The organism is Rhodococcus zopfii NBRC 100606 = JCM 9919 (genome assembly GCF_001895025.1).
Classification (GTDB): domain Bacteria; phylum Actinomycetota; class Actinomycetes; order Mycobacteriales; family Mycobacteriaceae; genus Rhodococcus; species Rhodococcus zopfii.
Genome location: NZ_BCXI01000010.1, coordinates 242825 through 266234 on the forward strand (window position 1 = coordinate 242825; position 23410 = coordinate 266234).

A 23410-nucleotide genomic window follows, 5' to 3' on the forward strand; every position below is an offset into this window, starting at 1 on the left:
GTAGTGAGTGCATCACTCGAACCCGTTTCCACGACCGGCGAACCGCATCTCTCGCGACAGCTGTCCAACCGGCACATCCAGCTCATCGCGATCGGTGGTGCCATCGGAACCGGACTGTTCATGGGCTCGGGGAAGACGATCTCCCTCGCCGGTCCGTCGGTGATCTTCGTGTACATGATCATCGGGTTCATGCTGTTCTTCGTCATGCGGGCGATGGGCGAGCTGCTGCTGTCGAACCTGCACTACAAATCCTTCGCGGATTTCGCGGCGGACCTGCTGGGGCCGTGGGCGGGCTTCTTCACGGGCTGGACCTACTGGTTCTGCTGGATCGTCACCGGCATCGCCGACATCATCGCGATCTCCGGGTACGTGCGCTATTGGTGGGCGGACGTGCCGCTGTGGATTCCGGCTCTGGCGGCGATCGGGACTCTGCTCCTGCTGAACCTGCCGACGGTCCGGGCGTTCGGCGAGACCGAATTCTGGTTCGCCCTCATCAAGATCGTGGCGATCGTCAGTCTCATCGTGGTGGGGCTGGTGATGATCATCGGCGGGTTCACCGCGCCCAACGGTGCGACCGCCGGTTTCGACAACCTGTGGAACGACGGCGGGTTCTTCCCGACCGGTCCGATGGGGTTCGTCGCGGGCTTCCAGATCGCGGTGTTCGCGTTCGTCGGTATCGAACTGGTCGGTACCACCGCCGCCGAGGCCGAGGATCCGGAGAAGAATCTGCCGAAGGCGATCAACTCGATCCCGATCCGCGTGCTGCTGTTCTACGTCGCGGCCCTGAGCATCATCGTGTCGGTGACTCCGTGGCGGGAGATCGAGGCCGGGCGCAGTCCGTTCGTGGCGATGTTCACCCTCGCCGGCCTCGGTATCGCCGCGTCGGTCATCAACTTCGTGGTGCTCACGTCGGCGGCGTCGTCCGCGAACTCGGGCATCTACTCGACGTCGCGGATGGTGTACGGACTCGCGCAGGAAGGGGACGCGCCGGCGGCGCTGGGCCGGCTCAACCGGCGCAAGGTCCCGGCGAACGCACTGATGTTCTCGTGCGTGTTCCTGCTGTCCGCGATCGTGCTGCTGTTCGCCGGCGACTCGGTGATCGAGGCGTTCACCCTCGTCACGACGATCTCGGCGCTGCTGTTCATGTTCGTGTGGTCGATCATCCTGGCGAGCTACCTGAGGTACCGGAAGCTCCGTCCGGACCTGCACGAGGCGTCGAAGTTCAAGATGCCCGGTGGGGTGCCGATGGTGTGGGTCGTCTACGCGTTCTTCGCGTTCGTCATCTGGGCGCTCACCCAGGAGCCGGACACCCTCGACGCGCTACTGGTGACCCCGATCTGGTTCGCGGTGCTCGCGGTCGCGTGGGCGCTGTTGCGCCGCCGTCCGCAGCACCGCGCCCGCTACGAGACGTTCCGTCGGGAACTCGAAGGGCGCTGACGCTCCGCCCCGGGCCACCGCTTCCCCACGCCGACGGGAACTACCCCTCGAACTTCAAGTTCCCATCGGCGTGGGGCACGCTGGTAGCGAGTCCGTTCCCGCTTCGGTGACGACTCTTCCGCCGAAAACCGACCCGACCAACTACCGGACCCTGCAGAACGGATATCATCCCAGGTCAGGATAGGTGAGGAATTTTTCCGCAGCGGAGATTTCCTCGAATCCGGTAGTCGTTCTGACGGGGCGGGAGGTGCGGAAGCGGATATGGCAGACCCCGACGACCGCGCAGAACCGGACGCCCGCGCAGAACCGGACGCCCGGCAATTCTTCGCGGACCAACTGCGCATGCTGTTCGCCGCCGCCGGCCGACCGCCTCTGAAGAAGGTCGAAACCGAGTCGGCGGCCGTCGCCCGCGCCATGGGCAGCGACCGCACGGTGTCCGTGCAACGTCTCAGCGACTGGCGCTCCGGCAAGCGCCTGCCCGCGAGCTTCGAGACGGTACGTCCCGTGCTCGTCGCGCTGACCCGGGCGGCCCGCGCACTCAATGCCGAACCGCCGAGCCCCGGCCTGTACTCACTGAAGCAGTGGCAGAGCTGGTGGGACCGTGCGCGCGGAACGTCGTCGGTGCCGGGCCGGGTCGCCGAACCGCCCCGACCCGCACCGACGCCCCCGTCCGGGGTGCGTCCGTACCGTGGCCTGGCCGCATACCGGGAGAAGGACGCGTGGCTGTTCTTCGGGCGCGCCGAGAGCGTGCGGACCCTCACCGGCATCGCCGTCGCCGCGCACGGGCACGGACCGGTCGTCGTGACCGGCGCATCCGGCGTCGGCAAATCGTCGCTCGTGCAGGCCGGGCTGATCCCGGAACTGTGCGGGGACGGTGAATGCCGGCCGGTCGTGCTCACGCCGGGACGGCACCCGCTCGACCGCCTCGCCGAGGCGATCCCCGAACTCGCCGACCCCGCTGCGGACCGGGCCGACGCCGTCGCCGTCCAGCGCGCGATCCGGGCGGCGGCCACCCGGATGGGCTGTTCGTCGTTGCTGATCGTCGTCGACCAGATCGAGGAACTGTTCACCCAATGCGACGACCGCACCGAACGCTCCCAGTTCCTCGGCGTGCTCGAACGGGCCTCGACCACCGTGGAGAACGAGGACGCCCCGGCGACGGTGGTCGCGACGATGCGCTCGGATTTCTATGAGCAGGCGGTGTCCTATCCGGTTCTGGCCCGCGGGCTCGAACGCCGCACCAAGACGGTGCGGCCGCTGCGCCGCGAGGATCTCGCGGAGGTGATCGCCGAACCGGCCAAGCTCGTCGGCGTCAAACTCGAATCCGGCCTGGCCGATCTGATCCTCAACGACCTCGGTGTGCTTACCGGAGGGGAGATCAGCGGCACGGAACTGCCGTTGCTGTCGCACCTGCTCGACACCATGTGGGATCGCCGTCGCGGCGGGAACCTCACCGTCGCCGGATACCGCGCCACCGGAGGGGTGCGGGGCTCGATAGCGGCGAGCGCCGAACGCGCCTGGACGGAACTCGACGATCGAGGCCGGGGACTGGCCCGATCGATGCTGGTGCACCTGGTGTACGTCACCAACACCGGCACCGATGTGAAGATCGCACGTCCGCTCACCCAGTTGCTCGCGCTCGGCGACGACCGGGCGACCGCGAGTCACGTCCTCGACCACTTCGTGTCGGCCCGCGTGGTCGTGGTCGACGACGACCATGCCGAACTGGTGCACGACGCCGTGATCGAGGCGTGGCCGCGGCTGAAGTCCTGGATCCAGGAGGACCGCTCGTCGGCGGCGTTGCGTCAGCAGCTCGAGGCGGACGCCGCGAACTGGGTGGAGAGCGGACGCAACGAGAACATGCTCTATCAGCGTGGACGCATGGATCTGGTCACCGAGCAGGACGCGCGGCTGAGCGGGGTGGGCAGCGGACGCGGCGAGGTCGGTGCGGCGCTGAGCCCGACCGCCGTCGATTTCCTCGCCGCCTCCCGACGGGAGATCGAACGGGCGGCGCGGTGGCGCCGCATGATCATCGCCGGACTGGTGGTCTCGACGGTCGTCTCGCTCGTGACGGGCACGCTGGCGTGGACCGCGAAGAACCGCGCCGAGATCGAACGCAGCACCGCCGAGTTCCAGCAGATCATCGCGCTCGCCGACGCCGTGCGCGACGACGATCCGACGAGCTCTGCCGACCTGTCGCTGGCCGCGGCGCAGCTGCGGCCCGACAGTGACATCGCCTACTCGCGGCTGGTCGCCACCCAGGGGATCCCGCTCGCGCGGACCCTCGACGGACACACCGGGCCGGTGTACGGGGTTGCGGTCTCACCCGACGGCGCCACACTCGCCTCGGCGAGCGACGACGGCACGGTCCGGTTGTGGGACCTGACCGATCGATCCGATCCGAAACAGATCGGGCGGCCGCTGACCGAGATGCTCGACTACATGGCGTCGGTGTCGTTCAGCCCCGACGGCGGGCGCCTTGCCGCCGGCGGCGGCGACGGAACCGTGGTGATCTGGGACGTCACCGACCGCGACCATCCCGTTGTGCTGCTCGAACACCGCATCGCCGAGGGCGTGGCCGTGCACAACGTGCGGTACTCGCCGGACGGCCGGGTACTGGCGGTGCCCTACGACGACGGCACCGTCGCGCTGCTCGACACGACCGCGCCGGGTTTCCCGGTGACCGTGGTGAACGCCCATGACGGCGCCGTGCGCACCGCGGCCTTCCGCACCGACGGCTCGGTCCTCGCGACCACCAGTGACGATCGCAGTGTGCGGCTGTGGGACCTCACCGACCCGGCCGCACCGACGCCGATCGGGCCGCCGCTGACCGGGTTCGGCGACGTCGTACACTCCGCGGACTTCAACGCCGCCGGCACGAAGCTCGTCGTGAGCAGCGACGACGGCATGCTCCACCTGTTCGACACCACCTCCGTCACGGCCCCGCGACCGCTCGGCGCCCCCGCGAATGCCCACACGGGTGGCGTGTGGAAGGTGACGTTCCTGCCCGACGGGCGCACCGTCGCGTCCGCGTCGTGGGACGGCACCGCGAAGCTGTGGTCCGTCGACCCGGTCGCCGGGATCGTCGACGAACTGAGACCGGGCCTCACCGGCAACGGTGGCGGACTGCCCGTGCTGACCGTGACACCGGACGGTGAGACGGTGGTGACCGGGGGACAGGACTCCAAGATCCGGATCTGGACGTTGCCGCGCGGACGTGTCGGCGTCTCCGAGTCCGCCCTGACCCTGCCGTCCACCGACCGGTCCGGCAGGCTCGCCGCGACCGGCGGCTACGACTCGGTGGTGAACCTGTGGCGCATCGACGAGCGCGGCCGATGGAGTCAGGCCGCGGCCATCGACCTGCCACGTCCGCTCGGCGGCGCCAACGGTGTCGCGTTGTCGCCGTCCGGGACGATTCTGGCGATCGCCCCCACCTCGGGTGGCAGCGTCCGGCTGTGGGACGTGGCCGACCCGCAGCAGCCGCGCCCACTCGGTGAATCCGTCGACCTGGGCACCCGGTTCACCTCGGAGCTCGCGTTCACCCCGGACGGTTCGACGCTGGTGACCGGCGCGGACGACCGGTCGGTGATCCTGTGGGATGTGAGCGATCCGGCGCATCCGGTGCCCCGCGGCGAACCGCTGACCGGACCCACGAACCTGGTGCGCAGCGCGGCGGTGAGCCCGGACGGTCGCAGCCTCGTCGTCGCCAGCGCGGACGGCGCGATCTACGCGTGGGACATCTCGGACCCGGACCGGCCGCGCGCGGTGCCGGTGGCCGGTGGGCACGAGGCCGGCGTCAACGGGGTGTCGTTCGGCGCGGACGGTTCGGTCCTGGCGACCGGCGGCGACGACCACGCGGTGATCATCTGGGATCGCGGCGACGACGGAGGATTCACTGCGCGGGACACACCGCTGCGGGGGCACACCGGCACGGTGTATTCGGTGTCCGTGTCGCCGGACGGTGACATCGTGGCCAGCGGCAGCGACGACGGCACCGTCCGGTTGTGGAATGTGGCTGCTCCGCAGGCGATGAAAGCGCTGGGTGGGCCGATCACCGACACCGGGGTCGGCCGCTGGCAGGTGCTGTTCCTGCCGGACGGGACGGTCGCCGCGGCCGGCGGTGACGGCGTGATCCGGACATGGGGCCTCGACCCGGAGGACATCACCGAACACATCTGCTCGTCGACGACGGGGAAGGTCAGCGCGGTGCTCCCGCAGTTCGAGCTGCCGGCGGGCGGATTGGACGTGTGCCCGGGCTGAGCTGCAGGATGCTCGCGGCTTTGTCCAGACATTCCTGCCATTCGGCGTCCGGGTCGGAATCGATCGTGATGCCCCCGCCGACGCCGAGCGCGCACTCGCTGCCGGCGAACTCGACGGTGCGGATGGCGACGTTCAATTCGAGACCGGCGAGGGGGCCGGCCATGCCGACGGTGCCGCAGTACACCCCCCTCGGATGAGTTTCCCAGTCCTGCAACAGATCCCGTGCCCGAAGTTTGGGGCATCCCGTGACCGACGCGGGCGGGAACGTGGCGTCGAGCAGCGCGTCGGCGGTGACGCCGGGACCAAGGGTCGCGGCGACCGTCGACACCAGATGCCACACGCCGGGCGCCGGGTGCACGCCGAGCAGATCGGGGACGGTGACGGTGCCGGTCTCGGCGACCCGACCGAGGTCGTTGCGGACCAGGTCGACGATCATGACGTTCTCGGCGACGTCCTTGACCGAGGCACGCAGTTCGGCGGGGTCGCGGTGCAGCGGCAGCGTGCCCTTGATCGGGCCGGATTCGACGCGGTCGCCCTGGCAGGCCAGAAACAGCTCGGGGGACAGCGACGCCACCGCACCCCACGGTCCCTGCAGGTAGGCGGCGCGGTTCGGGCGGGTTCTCTCGACCGCGTCGGCGAAGAACGCCAGCGGATCGCCGGACCAGGTGCCGGTGAACCGGGTGCACACGCATGCCTGGTACACCTCACCGGCCCGGATCGCGTCGAGGCACCGTTCGACGCCGTGCCGGTGCGCCGCCCGGTCCGGCGGGATCCAATCGATCCGCCAGCCGGCCCCCATCGGGTCCGGATCGTGCACGGCGGCGGCCAGATCCGGCGGGCACGGTGCGTCCGTCAGCGTCTCGTACCACCAGCAGCCGGTGTCGTCGAGCCGCAGCACCACGTCCGTCCAGCCACCCGCCGCGACCGGCAGTGCCGGGGTCGTCGGGGCACGGTCCGGATAGGCGAGATATCCCATCCACCCGCCCCCGATCACCGGCCCGCCCTCCCGGGTACGGGGAGCCATCATTCGGTCTGACCGGGTGAAGGTTCCCATCACCGGGGCGGGGGCGGCCTCGAGGGAGGGGGCGATCACAGCGGCGGCGCCGAACCAGATGCCCGTCAGCGCCGCAGGCGGGGCGATTCCGAGGTCGCGGGCGCGAGCCCCGAGTGCTCGGAGCACCTGTGCGGGACTGCCTCCCTCGCCCAGTCGCTCCATCCGCATGGCCCCAGCTTTCCACGGGCACACACCGCCGACGAAACCGCAGGAGTCGGTAGGGTCTTGATCCGTGTCTGCTGAATTGGGGGTGGCCGACCTTGTGACCGGCGCCGGCAAGGTGCTGCGGGCCTACGGCCGCAACAGCGTCGCCGACCGCGCCGAACGCAAGCTGTCCGGCGAAGGACGTACACGATCGGTCGTCGTGGTCGGCGAGATCAAACGGGGCAAGAGCATGCTGGTCAACGCGTTGATCGGGCGTGACGGCGTCACGGTGGACGATGTGGAGAACGCCACCGCCGTGTCGATCCGGTTCGTGCCGGCCGACGCCGAGAAACCGGAAGGGACAGCGGAACTGGTGTTCCCGGACGGCAACCGGCGGATCCCGCACAGCGAACTCGCCGATTGGACCACCACCGGCGGACGGTACGTCTCGGACCCCGCGATCGAGGCGCTGCCCGTCGCCGCGGTGGTATCCGTCGCGTCGAGGCGGCTCGAGACCGCCACGATCGTCGACACCCCCGGCGTCGGTGGTCTCGATCCCCGGCACGCGGGACTGGCCCGGCAGTCCGCCGACCAGGCCGCGGTGCTGGTGATGGTGTGCGACGCCTCGACCCCCATCACCGAACCGGAGATGCAGTTCCTGCGGGAGAGCGCCGCGGGCGTCGAGAACGTCGTCGTCGCCGTCACCAAAACGGACAAGGCCACCACCCGCTGGGGGGACATCGTCGCCGAGAACCGGCGCTCGATCGCCGAGCACGTGGGCCGCGACATTCCCGTCGTGCCCGTCTCGAGCGTCCGCGCGCTCGCCGCCGAGGACGCCGGGCTGCCCGGCGAACTGCGCGACCGGGCGGTGACATTCTCCGGGATTCCGGCGCTGTGGTCGGCCATCGAGAAGAGCCTCACCGCGGCGGAACGCTCACCGGCGACCGACGCCCTGCGCACCTGCCTCGAAGGACTTCGGGAGATCGAGCGCACCATCGAGGACGAACTCGCCGTCGTCAAGTCCGGGGAGGCCGCGATCCCGGACCTCAGTGCCGAACTCGAACGGCTGCGCAACCTCAAGGACGAGGCGCAGCACTGGGAGCAGCATCTGCAGCGCGACCTCACGCTGGCCCGGCAGCAGGCCGCGACCCGCCTCGACGAACACCTCACCAGGGTCCGCGAGGACTGGACCACCCGCATCAACAAGTCGTCGATGGACGTGCTGCGCAAGTCACCGCAGGTGTTCACCGCCCGCATCCAGACCGACCTGCTCGAGGCGATGGCCACCACCGCCGAGGGGTTCCTCGCCGACCTCGAGCGCATCACCACCGACCTGTTCGACAGCGCCGAGGAATGGGAGCGCATCCGCGAGATCGCGATCGCCTCGATGCGCACCGACCCGCTCGTCACCAACGAGGTCACCTCGAAACGCCAGGGCCTGCTCGATCCCAGCATCCTGTCGATGGGCATGATCGGCACCACCATGCTCGGTGCGATGATCGGTGTGGGAGCGGTCGCCGGGGTCGTGTGGGTGGCCGTCAACCTCGGATTCCGCGCGATGCGGGCCGGCAAGACGAATCTCCTGACCTGGCTGCGCGAGACGATCGCGACCGCCCGGACCGCGACGACCCGCATGCTCGACGCGACGCTCGCCACGACCCGCCCGGAGATCGTGCTCGGCCGTCGCCGCAGGCTTCAGGAGCGCATCACCGTGCTGCAGAAGCAGATCGAGGAGGCGAAGCGGTCGGCGCAGGCCGACGCCGCGGCGCGCGAGGCGAACGTCACCCGGCTGGAGAAGAACCTGCGCATCACCCGCGGGAAGATCACGCCCATCGAGGCTGCGCTCGGTGCCCCGTCCACCACGGCGGTGCCGGCATGAGCGCATCCCAGGGCCGGACCGTCGCCGACGGTACCGATCCGATCCACCACCGCATCGACGCCGCGCTGCACCGGCTGGCGTCGTACGGCGGCGACCTCGTCGGGCACGCCAACCGGATCGGCGCGATCCTGTGGTCGCCGCCGCGCATCGTCGTCGTGGGCCGGCTCAAGGCGGGCAAGTCGACGCTGGTCAACGCGCTGATCGGGGCGCCGGTCGCCGAGACCGCCGCGCTCGAGGCCACCAGCGTCGTCACCGTGTACGAGAACGGTGCACCCTCGCGCGCCGAGGTCGTGACGATCGACGGGTCCCGCCGCGCGGTGCCGTTGACGTTCGGTGCGACCGCCGACCTCGGGGTGTCCGAGTCCGAGGTCGCGTACGTGCACCGGCACCTGCCGTCGCAGGCCCTGACGCGGATCACGCTCGTCGACACGCCGGGTCTGGCGACGCTGACCGTCGCGAACGCCGCCGCGACCGAACGCGCCCTCATCGACGGTTTCGAGCAGACCCGCTCGGCGTCCGTCGACGCCGACGCCGCGGTGTTCCTGTTCGATTCGATGCCCCGCGCCGACGAGATCTCGTTCCTGCAGCGCCTCGGCTTCACCCCGTTGAACACGCTGGGGGTGCTGTCCCGCGCCGACGGTTTCGGGCGCGGTGTGCTCGGCCGGCGCGACCCGATCGGGCACGCCGTCGAGCACGCCGGAGTGCTGTCACGACGACTCGCGGACGTGGTCGGCGCGGTGATCCCGGTGGCGGGCCTGCTCGCCCAGACCGCGCACACCGGCGCGTTCACGGAGAACGACGCCCGGGACCTGGCGGCGCTGGTACCGTTCGCGCCGCTGGAGCTGTTCGATCTGCTCGACGCCGGCGACGGTGCGCTCCCCGTTCCCCGCGACCGCGTCTTCCGCCTGATCGACCTCGTCGGGGAGTACGGCCTCGTGCACGGCCGCGGTCCGGCACGCGGCGGCGCGCATCAGGTCAACCAGTGGCTGACGGCGGCCTCCGGCATCGATCCGTTGCGCGCGGTGCTCGACCGGTCCCTGCGGCGTTTCGCGGTCCTGCACCGTGCCGGCCGGATCGTCGCGGAACTCGACGCGCTGGCCTACACCCATCCGGCCCGTGACGGCATCCGGCAGATCGTGTCCGAATTGAAGACCGATCCGGCGCTCGTCCAGGTGGGGCTGTTGCGGTCGTTGCGCTCGCTGCTGGAGACCGACCCGTCCGCCCCCGCGGTGACGGAGCTGACGCAGTTGCTGCGCGGTGCCACCGTCGCCGAGTCCCTCGGTGCCGACCCGTCCGCGCCGCCGGAGCAATTGCGGGCGATGGCGCAGGACCGCCTCGTGTCGGTGCAGGCGCAGACGCTGAGCACCCGATCGGCGGCGGAGGACGCGGCGCTGGTGTCGCTCACTCAGGCGTACACGTCGATCGTCCGGACCTGGAACTGACCGTGCGAACCGCGACCCGGGTCGTCAGACGAGGCCCGGGTCGTCGGTGACGCCCGGATCGGGATACGCGTAGGGTTCGTCGACGCCGGGGTCGCTGTGCCCGGCGTCCCCGAACGCGGAGTGGTCGAATGCCGGTTCGTGGTGCTCCTGCCGGAACGGCGCGTTGTCGTCGGAGCCGGGATCGACGCCGGGCGCCACCGGATCGACGTCGAGATCGTCCGGTTCGTCGGCCGGGATCAGATCGGCGCCGACGGCCGGGGTGTCCGGGTCGGTCGCGATCCGCACGGCACGGTCCCACGCGTCGTCGGGTACCGGGGGAACGGTCGTCTGCGGATCGAGGCCGAGGAGTTCCCACAGTGACGGTTCGTGATCGTTCGTCGTCACCACGTCCTCCGATTCCCGAACTCGACCGTGTGTGCAGGTGCACGCACACCGTCGACGTTAGCGCGCGCCGAAGCGACGCGGCACACCCACCGGCCCGTGCCGTCATCGGAGTCGATGTGCCCGGCGAGTGCGGGGTTCCCGCACACCGGGATCGGAGAGCGAGGGGATCAGAGCTCGAGCGCGTCCGCGTCGAGCACCGCCGGCGACAGCTTCTCGACCAGTTGCGCCCGTGCCCGGTTGATCCGGCTCTTGACGGTCTGTACCCCGATGCCCTGGTGCTCGGCTATCTCCGCGTAGCTCAGATCGGCGTACTCGCGCAGCACGATCGCGACCCGGAACTGTTCCGGCAGCGCTGCCAGCGCCTGCCGGACCAGGTCGGTGTCGGCGATGGTGTCCGCGACGGATCGTCCGCTGCTCTCCCCGTTGTCGATCTCGTCCTCGGGGATTTCGCGGCGTTTGCGCACGATGGCGAGGGAGGCATTGGTGGCGATGCGGTACAGCCATGTCCCGAACCGTGCGGTGCCCCGGAACGACGCGAGGTTCTGCCATGCCGCGGTCAGGGTGTCCTGCAGGGCGTCCTCGGCGTCGTGCCGGTGACCGGTGATCTGCAGGCATACCGCCCACGTCTGGTCGCGCGATCGTGCCACGAGTTCGGCGAAGGCAGCCTGGTCCCCTGCCCGGCTCCGCTCGATCAGTTCCGCTTCACTCATGACGGCCCCCTCCGTAACTTTCCGGGTGTAACTTACTGGACTCTTCCCGGTTCGTGCGGTGTCAGGTTCAGCGAGTGCGCCGGACGGCCGCCCGACCGCCTCCGGATATGTGAGGCAGGACACAGTACCGATCGTCTCCGTGGTCACCACCTGGGGTTTCGTGCCTCTGATCCGCCACGCGGAAATTTCGGCGGAGCCTTCCGGAACTTTCCGGGGTTCCGGCTGCTCCTATCACCGACACACACGACGCGCGAAAGGCAGCACCGACATGGCAAACCGCGGATCCTTCTCCGACAGCACCAGCTCGAGCAACGCGAACCGCGCGGACTCGCAGTCCACTGCCGGCACCAGCTCGGACTCGTCCCACGGCAACAACTCGTCCTACGACACCGACTCCTCCTACGGCTCCTCGTCGGCCGCCCAGGACGGCTCGACCAGCTACGAGTCCTACGAGCGGTACGAGCGCTACGACTCCTCCGGATCGTCCAGCTCGGACTCGTCCTACGGGTCCTCGGCGAACTCCGGATCGGACTCGTCCTACGGCAGCTCCTCGTCCGCGTCCGACACCTCCGACCGCGCGTCGTCGGCGAGTGCCTCGAACAGCAGCGCGGTCGGCACGGGCTCCACCTCGGGCGGCGCTCTCGGTGGCGCTCAGCCGGTCGTCCTCGATGAGCACGTCAACGACGACGGCAGCAGCGTGCAGGTCCTCGATACCGACGGGGACGGGGTCGCCGACGCGGAGGTGATCGACCTCGACGGCGACGGCACCGTCGACACGGTCACCGCGGATACCGACGGTGACGGCTACATCGACGCCGCCGCGATCGACTTCGACGGGGACGGCACCTTCGACGAGGCGATCTTCGATCTCGATGCCGACGGCGGAATCGATGCGACGGTGGACCTGGCCACCGGTGCGGTCGACTACGACGGTGACGGTGTCGCCGACGACTACATCGACACCAGCGCGTTCGATTCCGGCGCGTCCACGGGCGGCGACTACGCCGACCTGGCCTGACGTCACCCGACCCGTCCGTTTCATCCCGAGGAGTTTCCCGTGGCCGATTCGACCGACTCCGCCGGCGTCGACCTGTCCGACGTCGAGGGCGCGGCAGGCTCCCCGCCCGCGCCCGCCGAGATACCGCCGGTGGACGCGCCGTCAGTGCCCAACGCGCAGCAACAGATCCACACGACCTATGGTGCCGCCGCCGCTCCGGACGAAGGCGAGCTCACCGCGCGGACGATCACGCCCGACGGAGTCGAACTGAACGCGGACGACTACGACGAGGACGGCGTCGTCGACTCCCTCGAAGCCCAGCTGCCGGACGGAACCGTCGTGAGCTACTCCGACCTGGACGGGGACGGAACATTCGACTCGGTGCGCCACGCGACCGAGGACTACAAGACGTTCCGCGCCGAAATGGACACCGACGGCGACGGGCGGATCGACACCGTCGTCACCTACGACGAGGACTACGACTCGGTCACTTACACCGACGAGGACGGTGACGGGCTGGCCGACAGGATGTACTCGACCGAAACCGGCGAGATCACCGATCTGACGTGACTGCCCCGCCCGCGTGATGTCGACGCGCTGCCGGTACCCGTGGGACCCGCCGGTACCGGCGGCATCGTCGCATCTATAGGCTGCCGCACGATTGCGGCGTCCGGCCTCGAACCGGACATCTCGAAGGGGGAGAGCGAGCGATGAGCTGGGTTCTGGCGATCGACTTCGGCACGTCCAACACCTCCGCCGCCCACCGCATCGGACCGGACCGGGTCGAATCCCTGCCGTTGACCCACACCAGCAACCTGATGCCCTCCGCCGTCTACGTCGACCCGCACGGGACCGTGTCCACCGGCGAGGTCGCCGTCAACCGGGCCACCGTCGACCCCGCCGGATACGTCGCCGCCCCCAAAGCCCACGTGGCGGCCGGCACCGTCCCGGTCCGCGGCCACCATCTGCCCGTCGCCGCGGCCATCGCCGCGGTGCTGCGCACCGTCCACACCCGCGCCCTGCAGGCCCACAACAACCAAGCCCCCGCCGCGGTCGTGCTCACCCACCCCGAGGCCTGGTCCTGCCGCGAACTGGCGGTGTTGCGCGAGGCCGCCACCTCGGCCGGGCTCGGCGGCCACGTCTCGCTGATCTCCGAACCCCGCGCCGCGGCGTTCTACTACTCCCGCCGGCACGACGCGAAGATCGTCGAGGGCTCGACCATCGCGGTGTTCGACTTCGGCGGCGGCACCCTCGACGTCGCGGTGCTGACCGCCACCGACGACTGGACGTTCGAGGTGCTGCGCGCCGGCGGCGACAATGCCCTCGGCGGCAAGAACCTCGACGCCGCCGTCTCCCGCTGGGTCGAGCGGCACCTGGCCGACGAGAACCCCGGCCTGGCCGCGTGGCTGCGCAGCCCCGCCGGCCTCGATGCCCGCCGCACCCTCGACGATCAGATCCGTCGCGCCAAGGAACTGCTCTCCGAGGCGCCGTCGGCGACGATCCGGATCGTCGCCGACGGCGCCCAGATGACCGTGACGTTGACCCGCGATGAATTCGAGCAGCTGATCGAACCGCAGATCACCCGCGGGGTGCGGCTGGCCGCGCAGGTGCTGCGCGAGGCCGGAGTGGACCGCGGCGGGGTGCAGGCGCTGTTCCTGACCGGCGGCTCGTCGCGCATCCCGTACGTGCACCGGCGGCTGGCCGAACTCGGGCCGATCGCCACCCTCGACGACCCGAAGACCGTCGTGGCAAAGGGTGCTGCCGGGTTCGTCGCCGGCGGACGCGCCACCGACCCCGCAGCGCTGCGCGCGACCGAGGTGTTCCAGCGCGAGCCCGCGCCGCCGTCGCGTGCTCCGATTCCCGCGCCCATGGTCGCCGGGCCCCCGGCACCGGGCCCGGCTCCGGTGCCGGAACGGTCGCGCACGCCGCTCGTGGTCGCGGGTACCGCACTTGCCATGGTGCTTGCCGCGGCGGGTGTGTATTTCCTGTTCGACGGTGGTGAGGCACCCGCGGCGACGTCGACAGTGGACACGGCGGCCGCCGCGGTCGGCGCGCCGCCCGCGACCTCGGACTCGACGTACGTCAGCGAGGTTCCCGAGGACGTGCTCACCCTGCTGCCTCCGAAGCTGATCACGTCGTCGTCCTCGTGCGACAAGTCCGGTTTCAGTTTCGAGGGCGCGCTGCAGTTGCGGTGTGTGGTGACCGCGGATTCGAGTGTCGGCAAGGCGATGGGGCTGGCGGACGGCGACGACCAGTGGGTCACCGCGTGGCGCGACGACCAGTACGCCCGCTCGAATTTCATTCGGTACCGGGACCGGACACTCCCCGGATACGAGAGTCGAGCGACCTCCTCGGGTGATCGCATCGTCAACTACAGCACGGACGACACCTACAGCTCCGGGTTCGAGACCGTCGACAGGTCGACGGGGCTGGTCCTGACGTTCTCCGTCGATTCTCTCGACCAGGGCTTCACCTTGTCGACCGAACTCGGTTTCGCCGACAGATGATCCGAGGTCCGTCACCGTGGCCCCGGCATCGATGGTGATGTGAGACAAGCATTTTCGGCAGCGCCTCGTCCGGCGTGCCAGCCCTCGGCGTCGACGGTGCGGGTGCGGGTGGAGCGGGTTGCGGGAAACAGGCGGCGGAACTCGTCGTCGACGGCTTCGGAGCGGCGAGCCAGAATCGGCGCGAGCGTCGTCACCGGCATGTGTGCATCGGCCGCGGCGTCGACGGTGGCGCGGGCGTCCGCCTCCCGAAGTCGTTCGCCGATCCGGTCGGCGTATCCGGCGAGGAAGGCGCGCCGGAATGCGGTGGCACCACCACCGGCGCGGCCGCCGGTCCCGGCGGCGGTCATCGCACGGGTCGCCTGCACGAGCAGAGATTCGAACAGCACCTCGATCTGACGCAACTCGACGTCGCCGCCGACGACCGTGGCGATGCCGAGCTTCGCGAACCACACCGTCCGCGCCCGGTTCGCGCTCCCGATCGCCGTGAGCAGCAGCACCTTCTCCCTGGCATACGGATTGTCCAGGTGCAGCCGCACGCCCCGGATGCCGGACGCGTCGTCGCCTCCGGCGAGCAGGGCCGCGCTCACCGCGTACCGGGTGACGAGTTCCTGGGCCTTCGCGGACAAGGTCTCGGCTTCCTCGGGGAAGTCGGTGGACTCCGCCTTCGACAGCAGTCCGCGGATGCGGTCGAGAATCCGGGGATCGGGGGCCCCGCCCGTGTCGTCGGCGGTGCGTAGCGACGGCCACCGCGACGGCGGCGGAGCGAGAACGGTGAAGCGCGGCAGGTACTTCCAGGTGAACGCCAGGCCCGTCACCTGGAACCGCGTGACCTCCGGCAGGGCATGCTGCAGCGCGGCGCCGAACAGCGGCCCCCGATCGCCGGGCGGGATCCGCGTCGCCAGCGCGGCAAGAGGCGGATGGCGGTCCGCGACGCTGCGGATCTGCCGGAGCCAACCGTCCGGGGCCCGGTGCTCGGCGCGGCTGCGGTGCGCGTCGAACAACACCGCGGCCGCGCCGAGCGGCACGTCCGAGAGGTCGCCGCTGCGGGCCGTCACGTGCAGGACGTCCGCAGGCTGCCAGCCTCGCTCGTATGCCCGGGACAGCTCGTCGAGCAGTGCCTGGGCACCCAGATCTTCTTCTCGAATGTATGTTCTAGTACTCCCCATGCGGGCAGTGTGCCGGAGGGCACCGACACAAACCCGGGAGCGAACTATTCGGCGTCGTCGACGAAGCGCGGGAACACCGGCGACGGTGCCGGCAGCGCGATGCCCGGCACCAGACGCGTCGCGATGTCCGCGAACGCGCGGGCCTGCGGATCCTGGCCGAGCAGATCGAGGATCTTCGTGCCCGAATCCGGCATCACCGGCTGGACGAGGATGCCGACGATGCGCACCACCTCGAGGGTTACGTACAGGACCGTCGCCATGCGCGCCGGATCGGTCTTGCGCAGCACCCACGGCTCCTGCGCGGAGAAGTACCGGTTGGTTTCACCGAGCACGTGCCAGATCGCCTCGAGCGCCAGGTGCAGGGCCTGCACATCGAACTCGGCGCGCACCTTCTCGAGCAGTCCGTCGGCCTGTGCCAGCAGGGCCAGGTCGTCCGCGGTGAACTCGCCGGGCGTCGGCGCGAGCCCGTCGAGGTTCTTCGCGACCATCGTCAGCGACCGCTGCGCCAGGTTGCCCAGTTCGTTCGCCAGGTCCGCATTGATACGGGTGGCGATCGCCTCGTGGCTGTAGCTGCCGTCCTGGCCGTAGGAGATCTCGCGCAGCAGGAAGAACCGGAGCTGATCGAGACCGTACTTCTCGACCATCTCGAGCGGGTCGACGACGTTGCCCACCGACTTCGACATCTTCTCGCCCTTGTTGAACAGGAAGCCGTGCACGAACACCCGCCGCGGCAACTCGACGCCCGCGGACATCAGGAATGCGGGCCAGTACACCGTGTGGAAACGGGTGATGTCCTTGCCGATGATGTGCAGGTTGGCGGGCCAGAACTTCCGGAACGCCTCGGAGTCGGTGTCGGGGAAGCCGACGCCGGTGAGGTAGTTCGTGAGCGCGTCCACCCACACGTACATCACGTGGTCCGGGTGCTCCGGCACCGGAACACCCCAGTCGAACGTGGTGCGCGAGATCGACAGGTCCTTCAGACCCCCGGAGACGAAGCTGACGATCTCGTTGCGGCGGGTCGCGGGCGCGATGAAGTCCGGCTGCTCCTCGTACAGGGCGAGAAGCTTGTCCTGGTAGGCGGACAGCCGGAAGAAGTAGGTCGACTCTTCCGTCCACTCCACCGGGGTGCCCGTCTCGGTCGAGATTCGCGAACCGTCGTCCTGCAGGGTCGTCTCGGCCTCGGTGTAGAACGCCTCGTCGCGCACCGAGTACCAGCCCGAGTACGTGTCGAGGTAGATGTCGCCGGCCTCGAGCATCCGTTGCCAAATGGCCTTGCTGGCCTCGAGGTGGTCCGCGTCGGTGGTGCGGATGAACCGGTCGTACGAGATGTTCAGGGCCTTGTCCATGGCCTCGAACACGCCCGAGTTGCGCGCGGCGAGCTCCTCGACCGGCAGCCCTTCCTTCGCGGCCGTCTGCTGCATCTTGAGGCCGTGCTCGTCGGTGCCGGTCATGAAGAACACGTCGAAGCCGTCGAGACGCTTGAACCGTGCGAGCGCGTCCGACGAGATGTACTCGTAGGCGTGCCCGATGTGCGGGACACCGTTCGGGTACGCGATCGCGGTGGTCAGATAGAACGGCGGGCGGGCGGAAGTGGGCGCATTCATGGTGTGCCTACTGTATAACCCGTGAGCAGAACCCGTCCGGCGCCCGAGCCCCCCGAACCCCTCGCCCCTCTGGTCGACGCCCACACGCATCTCGACGCGTGCGGCGGGCGGGATGCCGAATCGGTGGCGGCGATCGTCGATCGGGCCGCTGCGGTCGGTGTCGGCCGGGTCGTCACCGTCGCCGACGACCTCGCCGCGGCACGGTTCGCGGTGCAGGCCGCGCACTGGGACGAGCGCGTCTACGCGGCCGTCGCGATCCACCCCACCCGCGCGAACGTCCTCGACGAGCAGTGCCGCGCGGAGATCGAGCGCCTCGCCGCGGATCCGCGGTGTGTCGCGGTGGGGGAGACCGGCCTGGACCTGTACTGGCCGGGCAAACTCGACGGGTGCGCCGAGCCGGCCGAGCAGGAGGACGGCTTCCGCTGGCACATCGACCTCGCCAAGCGCCTGCGCAAACCGCTGATGATCCACAACCGTGACGCGGACGCGGAGCTGCTGCGGGTCCTGCACGACGAGGGTGCGCCCGAGACGGTCATCTTTCACTGCTTCTCGTCGGATGCGGACATGGCGCGGGCCTGCGTCGACGCCGGCTACGTGCTGAGTTTCTCCGGCACCGTCAGCTTCAGGAACGCGAAGGCGCTGCGCGAAGCGGCGCCGCTGGTTCCGCGCGACCAGGTGCTGGTGGAGACGGACGCACCGTTCCTCACGCCGCATCCGTTCCGTGGCGCCCCCAACGAGTCGTATTGCCTGCCGTACACACTGCGGGCCCTCGCCGAGGTGCGCGCGGAGGACCCGGCAGAACTGGCGGCCGCAACCACCGCCAACGCCGAACGGGTCTACGGCTTCCCGGCGATCTGACGAACTGCCCGGCCGCGCGCGCCGGAACCGCGACAATCGGAGGCATGTACAACTTCGTCTACACGGCACAGCCGGCCCGAGTGGTGTTCGGCGCGGGAACGGCCGCGCGCGTGGCAGAGGAGGTCGAGCGGCTCGGCCGCTCACGGGTACTGCTGCTCGGCGGCGACCACGTGCGCAGGCAGGCGGGATACGTCGAGGACACCCTCGGCGACCTGCGCGTCGCCCGGTTCGACGGGGCCGTCATGCACACCCCGGTCGCCGTCACCGAGCGGGCACTGCGGCTGGTCGAGGAGCACGACGTCGATGTGGTCGTCGCGGTCGGCGGCGGTTCGACGACCGGCCTGGCCAAGGCGGTCGCGGCCCGTACCGGCGTCGATCAGGTGATCCTGCCGACGACCTACGCCGGTTCCGAGGTGACCCCGGTGCTGGGGGAGACCGCGGACGGGGTCAAGACGACGCGATCCTCGCCGGAGATCCTGCCGGAGACGGTGATCTACGACGTCGGGTTCACGCTGTCGATGCCGGTGCCGATGGCCCTGAACAGCGCGATGAACGCGATGGCACATGCCGTCGAGGCGTTGTACGCCGAGCAGGCCAATCCGATCGTCGACGCGCTGGCGCTGCAGGCGATCGGAGCGATCGGCCGGGGCCTGCCGGCGATCGGCGCCGACGCCGTCGACCACGGCGGCCGGTCGGAACTGCTGCTCGCGGCGTGGCTGGCCGGAACGTGCCTCGGCGCGGTCGGCATGGGGCTGCATCACAAGCTGTGCCACGTTCTCGGCGGCTCGTTCGAACTGCCGCACGCGGCGACGCACGCGGTGCTGCTGCCGCACGTCATGGCGTACAACGCGGAATCGGTGCCCGATGTGATGGCGCGCATCGCGGACGTCCTCGGGACCGAATCCGCACCCGCCGGCGTGTTCGACCTGGTCGCCGCGGCGGGCGGCCCGACGACCCTCGCCGAGCTGGGGATGCGCGAGGGTGACCTCGACGAGGCCGCGCACCTGGCGACCGAGCGGAGGTATCCGAATCCACGGGAGGTCACCCGGGTGGGAATACGCCGGGTGCTCGGTGAAGCGTTCGACGGCCTCCGGCCGGTCTGATCGTCAGAGCACGTGGTGCCCGTACATCTCGCCGAGCGGGTCGGCGATCAGCTCGACGCGGGCGCCGTCGGGGTCGCGGAAGTACAGCGACACCCCGCTGTGCACCTCGACGGCGACACCGGCATCGTCGAGTGCGGACCGCAACCGTTCCCAGCGGTCGCGGGCGACGCTGATCGCGATGTGGTGCAGCCCGCCCAGGACCTCGCGGTAGGGGCCGACATCCAGATCGGGGAAGTCGAAGAACGCCAGTAGGTTCCCGTTGCCGATGTCGAAGAAGAAGTGGGACGAGCCCGGGTAGTCGCGGTTCTCGATCAGTTCCGTGAGGGGAAACCCGAGCAGGTCCTGGTAGAAGCGGATGGTGGCCTCGACATCGCTGCTGAGGAGCGCGGTGTGGTGGAGCCCGCGGGCGGTGGAGGCGGGCCGCTGGTCGACGGGCAGCAGGTACTGCGCGCGGAGGCTCTCACGCTGGGACTCGAACCGGCGGCGGCGTTCCTGTTCGGCGGTTGAGTTCACGGTCCACTCCTCGCAACTGATCGTGCATTCAACTATCTCAGCGTAGCGCATGTGATTGCGCAGTCAACTGATTTTCCCTCATGCGATACATTGAGTGTGGCGTGCGTCACTCGTGCGTGTGCCCCCTCGGAGGAGGTCCCTCATGAACAGCACCGTCTTCCGTGACATCGCGATCCTGCTGGCGCGTCTGGGTATCGGCGTCGTCTTCCTGGTGCACGGGCTGCAGAAGCTCACCGTCAACGGCTACTCCGGCACCAAGGCGGGCTTCGAGGGTATGGGCGTGCCCGTGCCACAGGTGACCGCGTTCATCGCGACCTGGGTGGAGATCCTCGGCGGGATCTCGCTCATCCTGGGTCTGCTCGTCCCCGTCTTCGGGGTCTTGCTGTTCCTGAACATGCTCGGCGCGTATCTGTTCGTGCACATGGGGAACGGCGTCTACGTCTCCGACGGCGGATGGGAGCTGGTCGCTGTGCTCGGGCTCGCTTCGCTGCTGCTCGCTGCGGTCGGCGCCGGAGCGTTCGGTCTCGACAGATTCCTCGCGCCGAAGATGCCGTTCGTGCGGTCCGTCAGGGCGGGGTGAACAGAGTCGAACGGGTGATTTCTGCGGTCCTCCATGGTGTCTCGATTGCGCGTTTGGTCGCACTCGCGTGAGATGTCCTGATAAGCTCCTGCGAAACATCTGTGTCGACGGAATCCCCCGATAGGATCCAATGTGACCGTGCAGCAGGCTGTTCCGGTACGAGATGGCGATTGGCGCGTGGACCGGCGCACTTTCCTGGTGGGGGCGGGCGCGTTCCTCGCAGCCGGACTGGTAGGTGCCGGAAGCGCTTCGGCGCAACCTGGCAGGCCGCATCGGCCCAATATCCTGATCATCATCACCGACCAGGAACGCCGGCCGATGCATTGGCCGGCCGACTGGGCGCGCAACAATCTGCCGAACCGGCAGCGCCTCGTCGACTCAGGGCTGACGTTTACCCGTTCGTTCTGCAACGCTGCGATGTGCTCACCCAGCCGCAGTACACTTTTCACCGGTCTCTACCCTGCCCAGCACGGCGTCGTGAACACTCTCACCTCGGGTGGAACACTCTCCCCGACCGAGCCGGTGTTGCCGGTGGACGGCCAGAACATGGCGAAGATGCTGCTCTCGGCCGGCTACGACGTGCACTATCGCGGCAAGTGGCACATGAGCAAAGGTGCCGACGGCGGCGACCCGACTCCCGAGGATATTGCGGAGTACGGTTTCGCGGGCTGGGAGCCCCCGGAGGCCGGGCAGGACACTGCGCCCGAGAATTTCGGTGGCGGTTGCGCCGACCGCGACAGGAAGATTGCCGGCGACGCCGCGGACTTCCTGCGTTCGCGCAGGACGTCGGATGCCAACCCGTTCGCGCTCATCGTGTCGTTCGCCAATCCCCATGACATTCTGTCGTATCCGAAAACATGGGATCAGGTCGACGGTGACTGCAACAACTACGGTGCAGTTGCTCCCGAGGCGTTCGAGCAGGGAATCGAATTGCCTCCGAACATGGACGAAAACCTGCTCTTGAATTTCAAGCCCACGGCGCAGGCGGAGCTTCTCCTGCTGCTCGCCGGTGCACTCGGCCCGCTCGTCGGTCCCGAGGCGGCGAGGCGGTACGTCAATCTCTATGCCTACATGCACAAGGTCGTCGACGAGCACATCGGAACCGTTCTCGACGCCCTGGATTCGGTGTCGGGCCTGCGTGAGCAGACTGTCGTCTTCCGCGTGGCCGATCACGGCGAGATGGGCATGTCGCACGGAGGTCTCCGGCAGAAGGCATTCAACGCCTACGAGGAAACGCTCAATGTTCCACTCGTGGTGAGTAATCCACGAATGTTCCCGCAGGCCGTAAGCACCGATGCGCTGGCGTCCCTCATCGATGTCATGCCGACCCTGGCGACTCTCGCCGGCGTGCCCGACCGTTCGGCGTGGACGTTCAAGGGCGTCGACCTGTCTCCGGTGATCGACGAGGCCTCCGCGCATCCCGGCGGTCCCTCGCCTCAGGTCCAGGACAGCGTGCTGTTCACCTTCGACGACGAGAACGTCGCCGCTGCGAACGGGCAGTCGATAGTCAGGCAGCCCAACCATATTCGTGCTGTACGGCAGGATCGGTGGAAGTACGCGATGTACTTCGATCCCTCGGGGCGGGAGCTGCCGCAGTTCGAACTGTACGACCTGCACAACGATCCGCTCGAGATGAGCAACCGCGCCAACCCGTTCGATCTCGGGAATTTCGATCGTGCTCAGGTGGACGCCATGCACGCGGTGCTTGTGGATGTGATGGCACGCACGGGAACCACACCCGCCGTGCCGATACCGCCGCCGGTTCCGCCGGTGCCGGTTCCCGCGGGGTCACTGGGCGCACTGATGCCCAGCGGGTCGGCGGGGGGCTGACCTCGGGGGCGGCCTCGCGTCCGACTATCGGTAGGCGATCCGGAATCCGCTGTGCCCGGTCGAGGTGTCGGCGGTGTTCGCAATCCGCGCCGACGTGCGATAACGCCGGCAATACGACGCATGACACAGGTACGATCCGCCGCGCAGCACCGGGCGGGGGTCGGCGGGTGAGAAGGGACTCGCCGTCCATTCCCACACGTTCCCGGTTGTGTTGAACAACCCGTAGCCGTTGGGAGCGAAGGCGTCCACCGGCACCGTTCCCACCGATGTCGTCGGACCGTACGGAAACGACCCCTCGAAGACGTTCATGGCCGGAACGCCTCCGGGCTCGAACTCGTCGCCCCACGGGAAGTGGCGTTGCACGAGTCCACCTCGTGCCGCAAACTCCCATTCCTCTTCCGTGGGCAGCCGCCCGCCGATCCACTCGCAATAGGCCGTGGCGTCGAGATGCGACACGTGGACCACGGGATGGTCGTCCCGGCCGTCGAGGTTCGAATCGGGCCCTTCGGGGTGACGCCAGCAGGCACCGGGGACAACGCGCCACCACGGTGCGGTCGCAACGACCAGGTGTGGCCGGTCGGATGTGATCCGGCCGGCGAAGACGAGCGAATCGCCGAAACGTTCGGCGGTCGTCACGTGCCCGGTCTCCTCGACGAACCGGTCGAAGTCGGCGTTGGTCACCGCGGTGGTCGCGATGGCGAAGCGTGCGACCGACACCCGCCGCACGGGTCCTTCGAGGTCCGCGGGGTCGGCGACGGCGTCCTCGGTTCCCATGAGGAACTCGGCGTCTGCGGCCCCGTCCGGCGGCAACACCACCACGCGCGCGCGGCCGGGCGCAGCTGTGCCCGGCCGGGTGCGTTCGGAGGTCGGCCGGGCCGTCCTCGAGACGTCGTCGTCGCCCGCCCGGGGCGGCGAACAGCACGTACGAGGGTGGTCTTCGAT

Annotated in this window: 18 protein-coding genes; 11 read left to right on the top strand and 7 right to left on the bottom strand. The window is 69.3% G+C overall.

Features of this window, described 5'->3' with window-relative positions:
* Positions 1-3: 3 nt before the first annotated feature.
* Positions 4-1437 (top strand): D-serine/D-alanine/glycine transporter, encoded by a 1434-nt coding sequence (gene cycA / locus RZ1_RS07590; protein ID WP_072810591.1) that lies wholly within the window; start codon positions 4-6, stop codon positions 1435-1437.
* Positions 1438-1698: 261 nt separating this feature from the next.
* Positions 1699-5697 (top strand): nSTAND1 domain-containing NTPase, encoded by a 3999-nt coding sequence (locus tag RZ1_RS07595; RefSeq protein ID WP_072810593.1) that lies wholly within the window; start codon positions 1699-1701, stop codon positions 5695-5697.
* Here RZ1_RS07595 and RZ1_RS07600 read toward each other — a convergent pair.
* Positions 5636-6919, bottom strand: a complete 1284-nt coding sequence (locus tag RZ1_RS07600; RefSeq protein WP_072810595.1) for an aminodeoxychorismate synthase component I — start codon at positions 6917-6919, stop codon at positions 5636-5638. The genes RZ1_RS07595 and RZ1_RS07600 overlap by 62 nt on opposite strands.
* A gap of 64 nt (positions 6920-6983) precedes the next feature.
* Between RZ1_RS07600 and RZ1_RS07605 the strand changes: the two genes are divergently transcribed.
* Positions 6984-8774 (top strand): dynamin family protein, encoded by a 1791-nt coding sequence (locus RZ1_RS07605; protein ID WP_238072278.1) that lies wholly within the window; start codon positions 6984-6986, stop codon positions 8772-8774.
* Positions 8771-10216 (top strand): GTPase, encoded by a 1446-nt coding sequence (locus tag RZ1_RS07610; RefSeq protein ID WP_072810599.1) that lies wholly within the window; start codon positions 8771-8773, stop codon positions 10214-10216. The genes RZ1_RS07605 and RZ1_RS07610 overlap by 4 nt, the downstream gene beginning before the upstream one ends.
* Before the next feature lie 24 nt (positions 10217-10240).
* Here the strand turns inward: RZ1_RS07610 and RZ1_RS07615 are convergent, their stop codons facing one another.
* Positions 10241-10600, bottom strand: coding sequence for a hypothetical protein (locus RZ1_RS07615; RefSeq protein ID WP_139281790.1), 360 nt, complete (start codon positions 10598-10600; stop codon positions 10241-10243).
* A gap of 167 nt (positions 10601-10767) precedes the next feature.
* Complete coding sequence (locus tag RZ1_RS07620) at positions 10768-11310, bottom strand: RNA polymerase sigma factor (protein WP_072810602.1); 543 nt, start codon at positions 11308-11310, stop codon at positions 10768-10770.
* 268 nt (positions 11311-11578) lie between these two features.
* On the opposite strand from RZ1_RS07620, the gene RZ1_RS07625 reads away from it, so the two are divergent.
* The 3 genes from RZ1_RS07625 (at position 11579) to RZ1_RS07635 (ending at position 14814) form a co-directional block, all read left to right on the top strand.
* A complete protein-coding gene (locus RZ1_RS07625; RefSeq protein WP_072810604.1) occupies positions 11579-12328 on the top strand; it encodes a hypothetical protein in 750 nt (249 codons plus the stop codon).
* Between the two features lie 39 nt (positions 12329-12367).
* The gene (locus RZ1_RS07630) at positions 12368-12877 is read left to right on the top strand and encodes a hypothetical protein (protein ID WP_072810606.1); all 510 of its coding nucleotides are present in this window, start codon (positions 12368-12370) and stop codon (positions 12875-12877) included.
* Between the two features lie 140 nt (positions 12878-13017).
* Positions 13018-14814, top strand: coding sequence for an Hsp70 family protein (locus tag RZ1_RS07635; RefSeq protein ID WP_072810609.1), 1797 nt, complete (start codon positions 13018-13020; stop codon positions 14812-14814).
* Between the two features lie 11 nt (positions 14815-14825).
* Here RZ1_RS07635 and RZ1_RS07640 read toward each other — a convergent pair whose 3' ends face one another.
* Positions 14826-15980, bottom strand: coding sequence for a DUF2786 domain-containing protein (locus RZ1_RS07640; RefSeq protein WP_083583569.1), 1155 nt, complete (start codon positions 15978-15980; stop codon positions 14826-14828).
* Between the two features lie 44 nt (positions 15981-16024).
* Positions 16025-17584 (bottom strand): methionine--tRNA ligase, encoded by a 1560-nt coding sequence (metG, locus tag RZ1_RS07645; RefSeq protein ID WP_072810610.1) that lies wholly within the window; start codon positions 17582-17584, stop codon positions 16025-16027.
* Positions 17585-17605: 21 nt separating this feature from the next.
* On the opposite strand from metG, the gene RZ1_RS07650 reads away from it, so the two are divergent.
* Together RZ1_RS07650 and RZ1_RS07655 are read left to right on the top strand one after the other, a co-directional pair.
* Positions 17606-18442, top strand: coding sequence for a TatD family hydrolase (locus tag RZ1_RS07650; RefSeq protein ID WP_072810612.1), 837 nt, complete (start codon positions 17606-17608; stop codon positions 18440-18442).
* Between the two features lie 44 nt (positions 18443-18486).
* Positions 18487-19545 carry a maleylacetate reductase gene (locus RZ1_RS07655; protein ID WP_171061589.1) on the top strand — a complete coding sequence of 353 codons (1059 nt, stop codon included), beginning with the start codon at positions 18487-18489 and terminating at the stop codon, positions 19543-19545.
* A 3-nt stretch (positions 19546-19548) separates the two neighbouring features.
* Here the strand turns inward: RZ1_RS07655 and RZ1_RS07660 are convergent, their stop codons facing one another.
* Complete coding sequence (locus RZ1_RS07660; RefSeq protein WP_072810614.1) at positions 19549-20058, bottom strand: VOC family protein; 510 nt, start codon at positions 20056-20058, stop codon at positions 19549-19551.
* A gap of 142 nt (positions 20059-20200) precedes the next feature.
* Here RZ1_RS07660 and RZ1_RS07665 point away from each other — a divergent pair, with 142 nt between their 5' ends.
* Both RZ1_RS07665 and RZ1_RS07670 read left to right on the top strand, forming a co-directional pair.
* A complete protein-coding gene (locus RZ1_RS07665; protein ID WP_072810616.1) occupies positions 20201-20638 on the top strand; it encodes a DoxX family protein in 438 nt (145 codons plus the stop codon).
* Between the two features lie 132 nt (positions 20639-20770).
* Positions 20771-22468 carry a sulfatase family protein gene (locus RZ1_RS07670; RefSeq protein ID WP_072810618.1) on the top strand — a complete coding sequence of 566 codons (1698 nt, stop codon included), beginning with the start codon at positions 20771-20773 and terminating at the stop codon, positions 22466-22468.
* A 24-nt stretch (positions 22469-22492) separates the two neighbouring features.
* Here RZ1_RS07670 and RZ1_RS07675 read toward each other — a convergent pair whose 3' ends face one another.
* Positions 22493-23410, bottom strand: a complete 918-nt coding sequence (locus tag RZ1_RS07675; RefSeq protein WP_445009300.1) for a formylglycine-generating enzyme family protein — start codon at positions 23408-23410, stop codon at positions 22493-22495.

What these genes read in the sequence shown, in the direction of transcription:
- RZ1_RS07640 (WP_083583569.1), bottom strand. Translation starts at nt 15,980, where the DNA reads ATGGGGAGTACTAGAACATACATTCGAGAAGAAGATCTGGGTGCCCAG.
- metG (WP_072810610.1), bottom strand. Translation starts at nt 17,584, where the DNA reads ATGAATGCGCCCACTTCCGCCCGCCCGCCGTTCTATCTGACCACCGCG.
- RZ1_RS07610 (WP_072810599.1), top strand. Translation starts at nt 8,771, where the DNA reads ATGAGCGCATCCCAGGGCCGGACCGTCGCCGACGGTACCGATCCGATC.
- RZ1_RS07600 (WP_072810595.1), bottom strand. Translation starts at nt 6,919, where the DNA reads ATGCGGATGGAGCGACTGGGCGAGGGAGGCAGTCCCGCACAGGTGCTC.
- RZ1_RS07625 (WP_072810604.1), top strand. Translation starts at nt 11,579, where the DNA reads ATGGCAAACCGCGGATCCTTCTCCGACAGCACCAGCTCGAGCAACGCG.
- RZ1_RS07595 (WP_072810593.1), top strand. Translation starts at nt 1,699, where the DNA reads ATGGCAGACCCCGACGACCGCGCAGAACCGGACGCCCGCGCAGAACCG.
- RZ1_RS07655 (WP_171061589.1), top strand. Translation starts at nt 18,487, where the DNA reads ATGTACAACTTCGTCTACACGGCACAGCCGGCCCGAGTGGTGTTCGGC.
- RZ1_RS07665 (WP_072810616.1), top strand. Translation starts at nt 20,201, where the DNA reads ATGAACAGCACCGTCTTCCGTGACATCGCGATCCTGCTGGCGCGTCTG.
- RZ1_RS07620 (WP_072810602.1), bottom strand. Translation starts at nt 11,310, where the DNA reads ATGAGTGAAGCGGAACTGATCGAGCGGAGCCGGGCAGGGGACCAGGCT.
- RZ1_RS07635 (WP_072810609.1), top strand. Translation starts at nt 13,018, where the DNA reads ATGAGCTGGGTTCTGGCGATCGACTTCGGCACGTCCAACACCTCCGCC.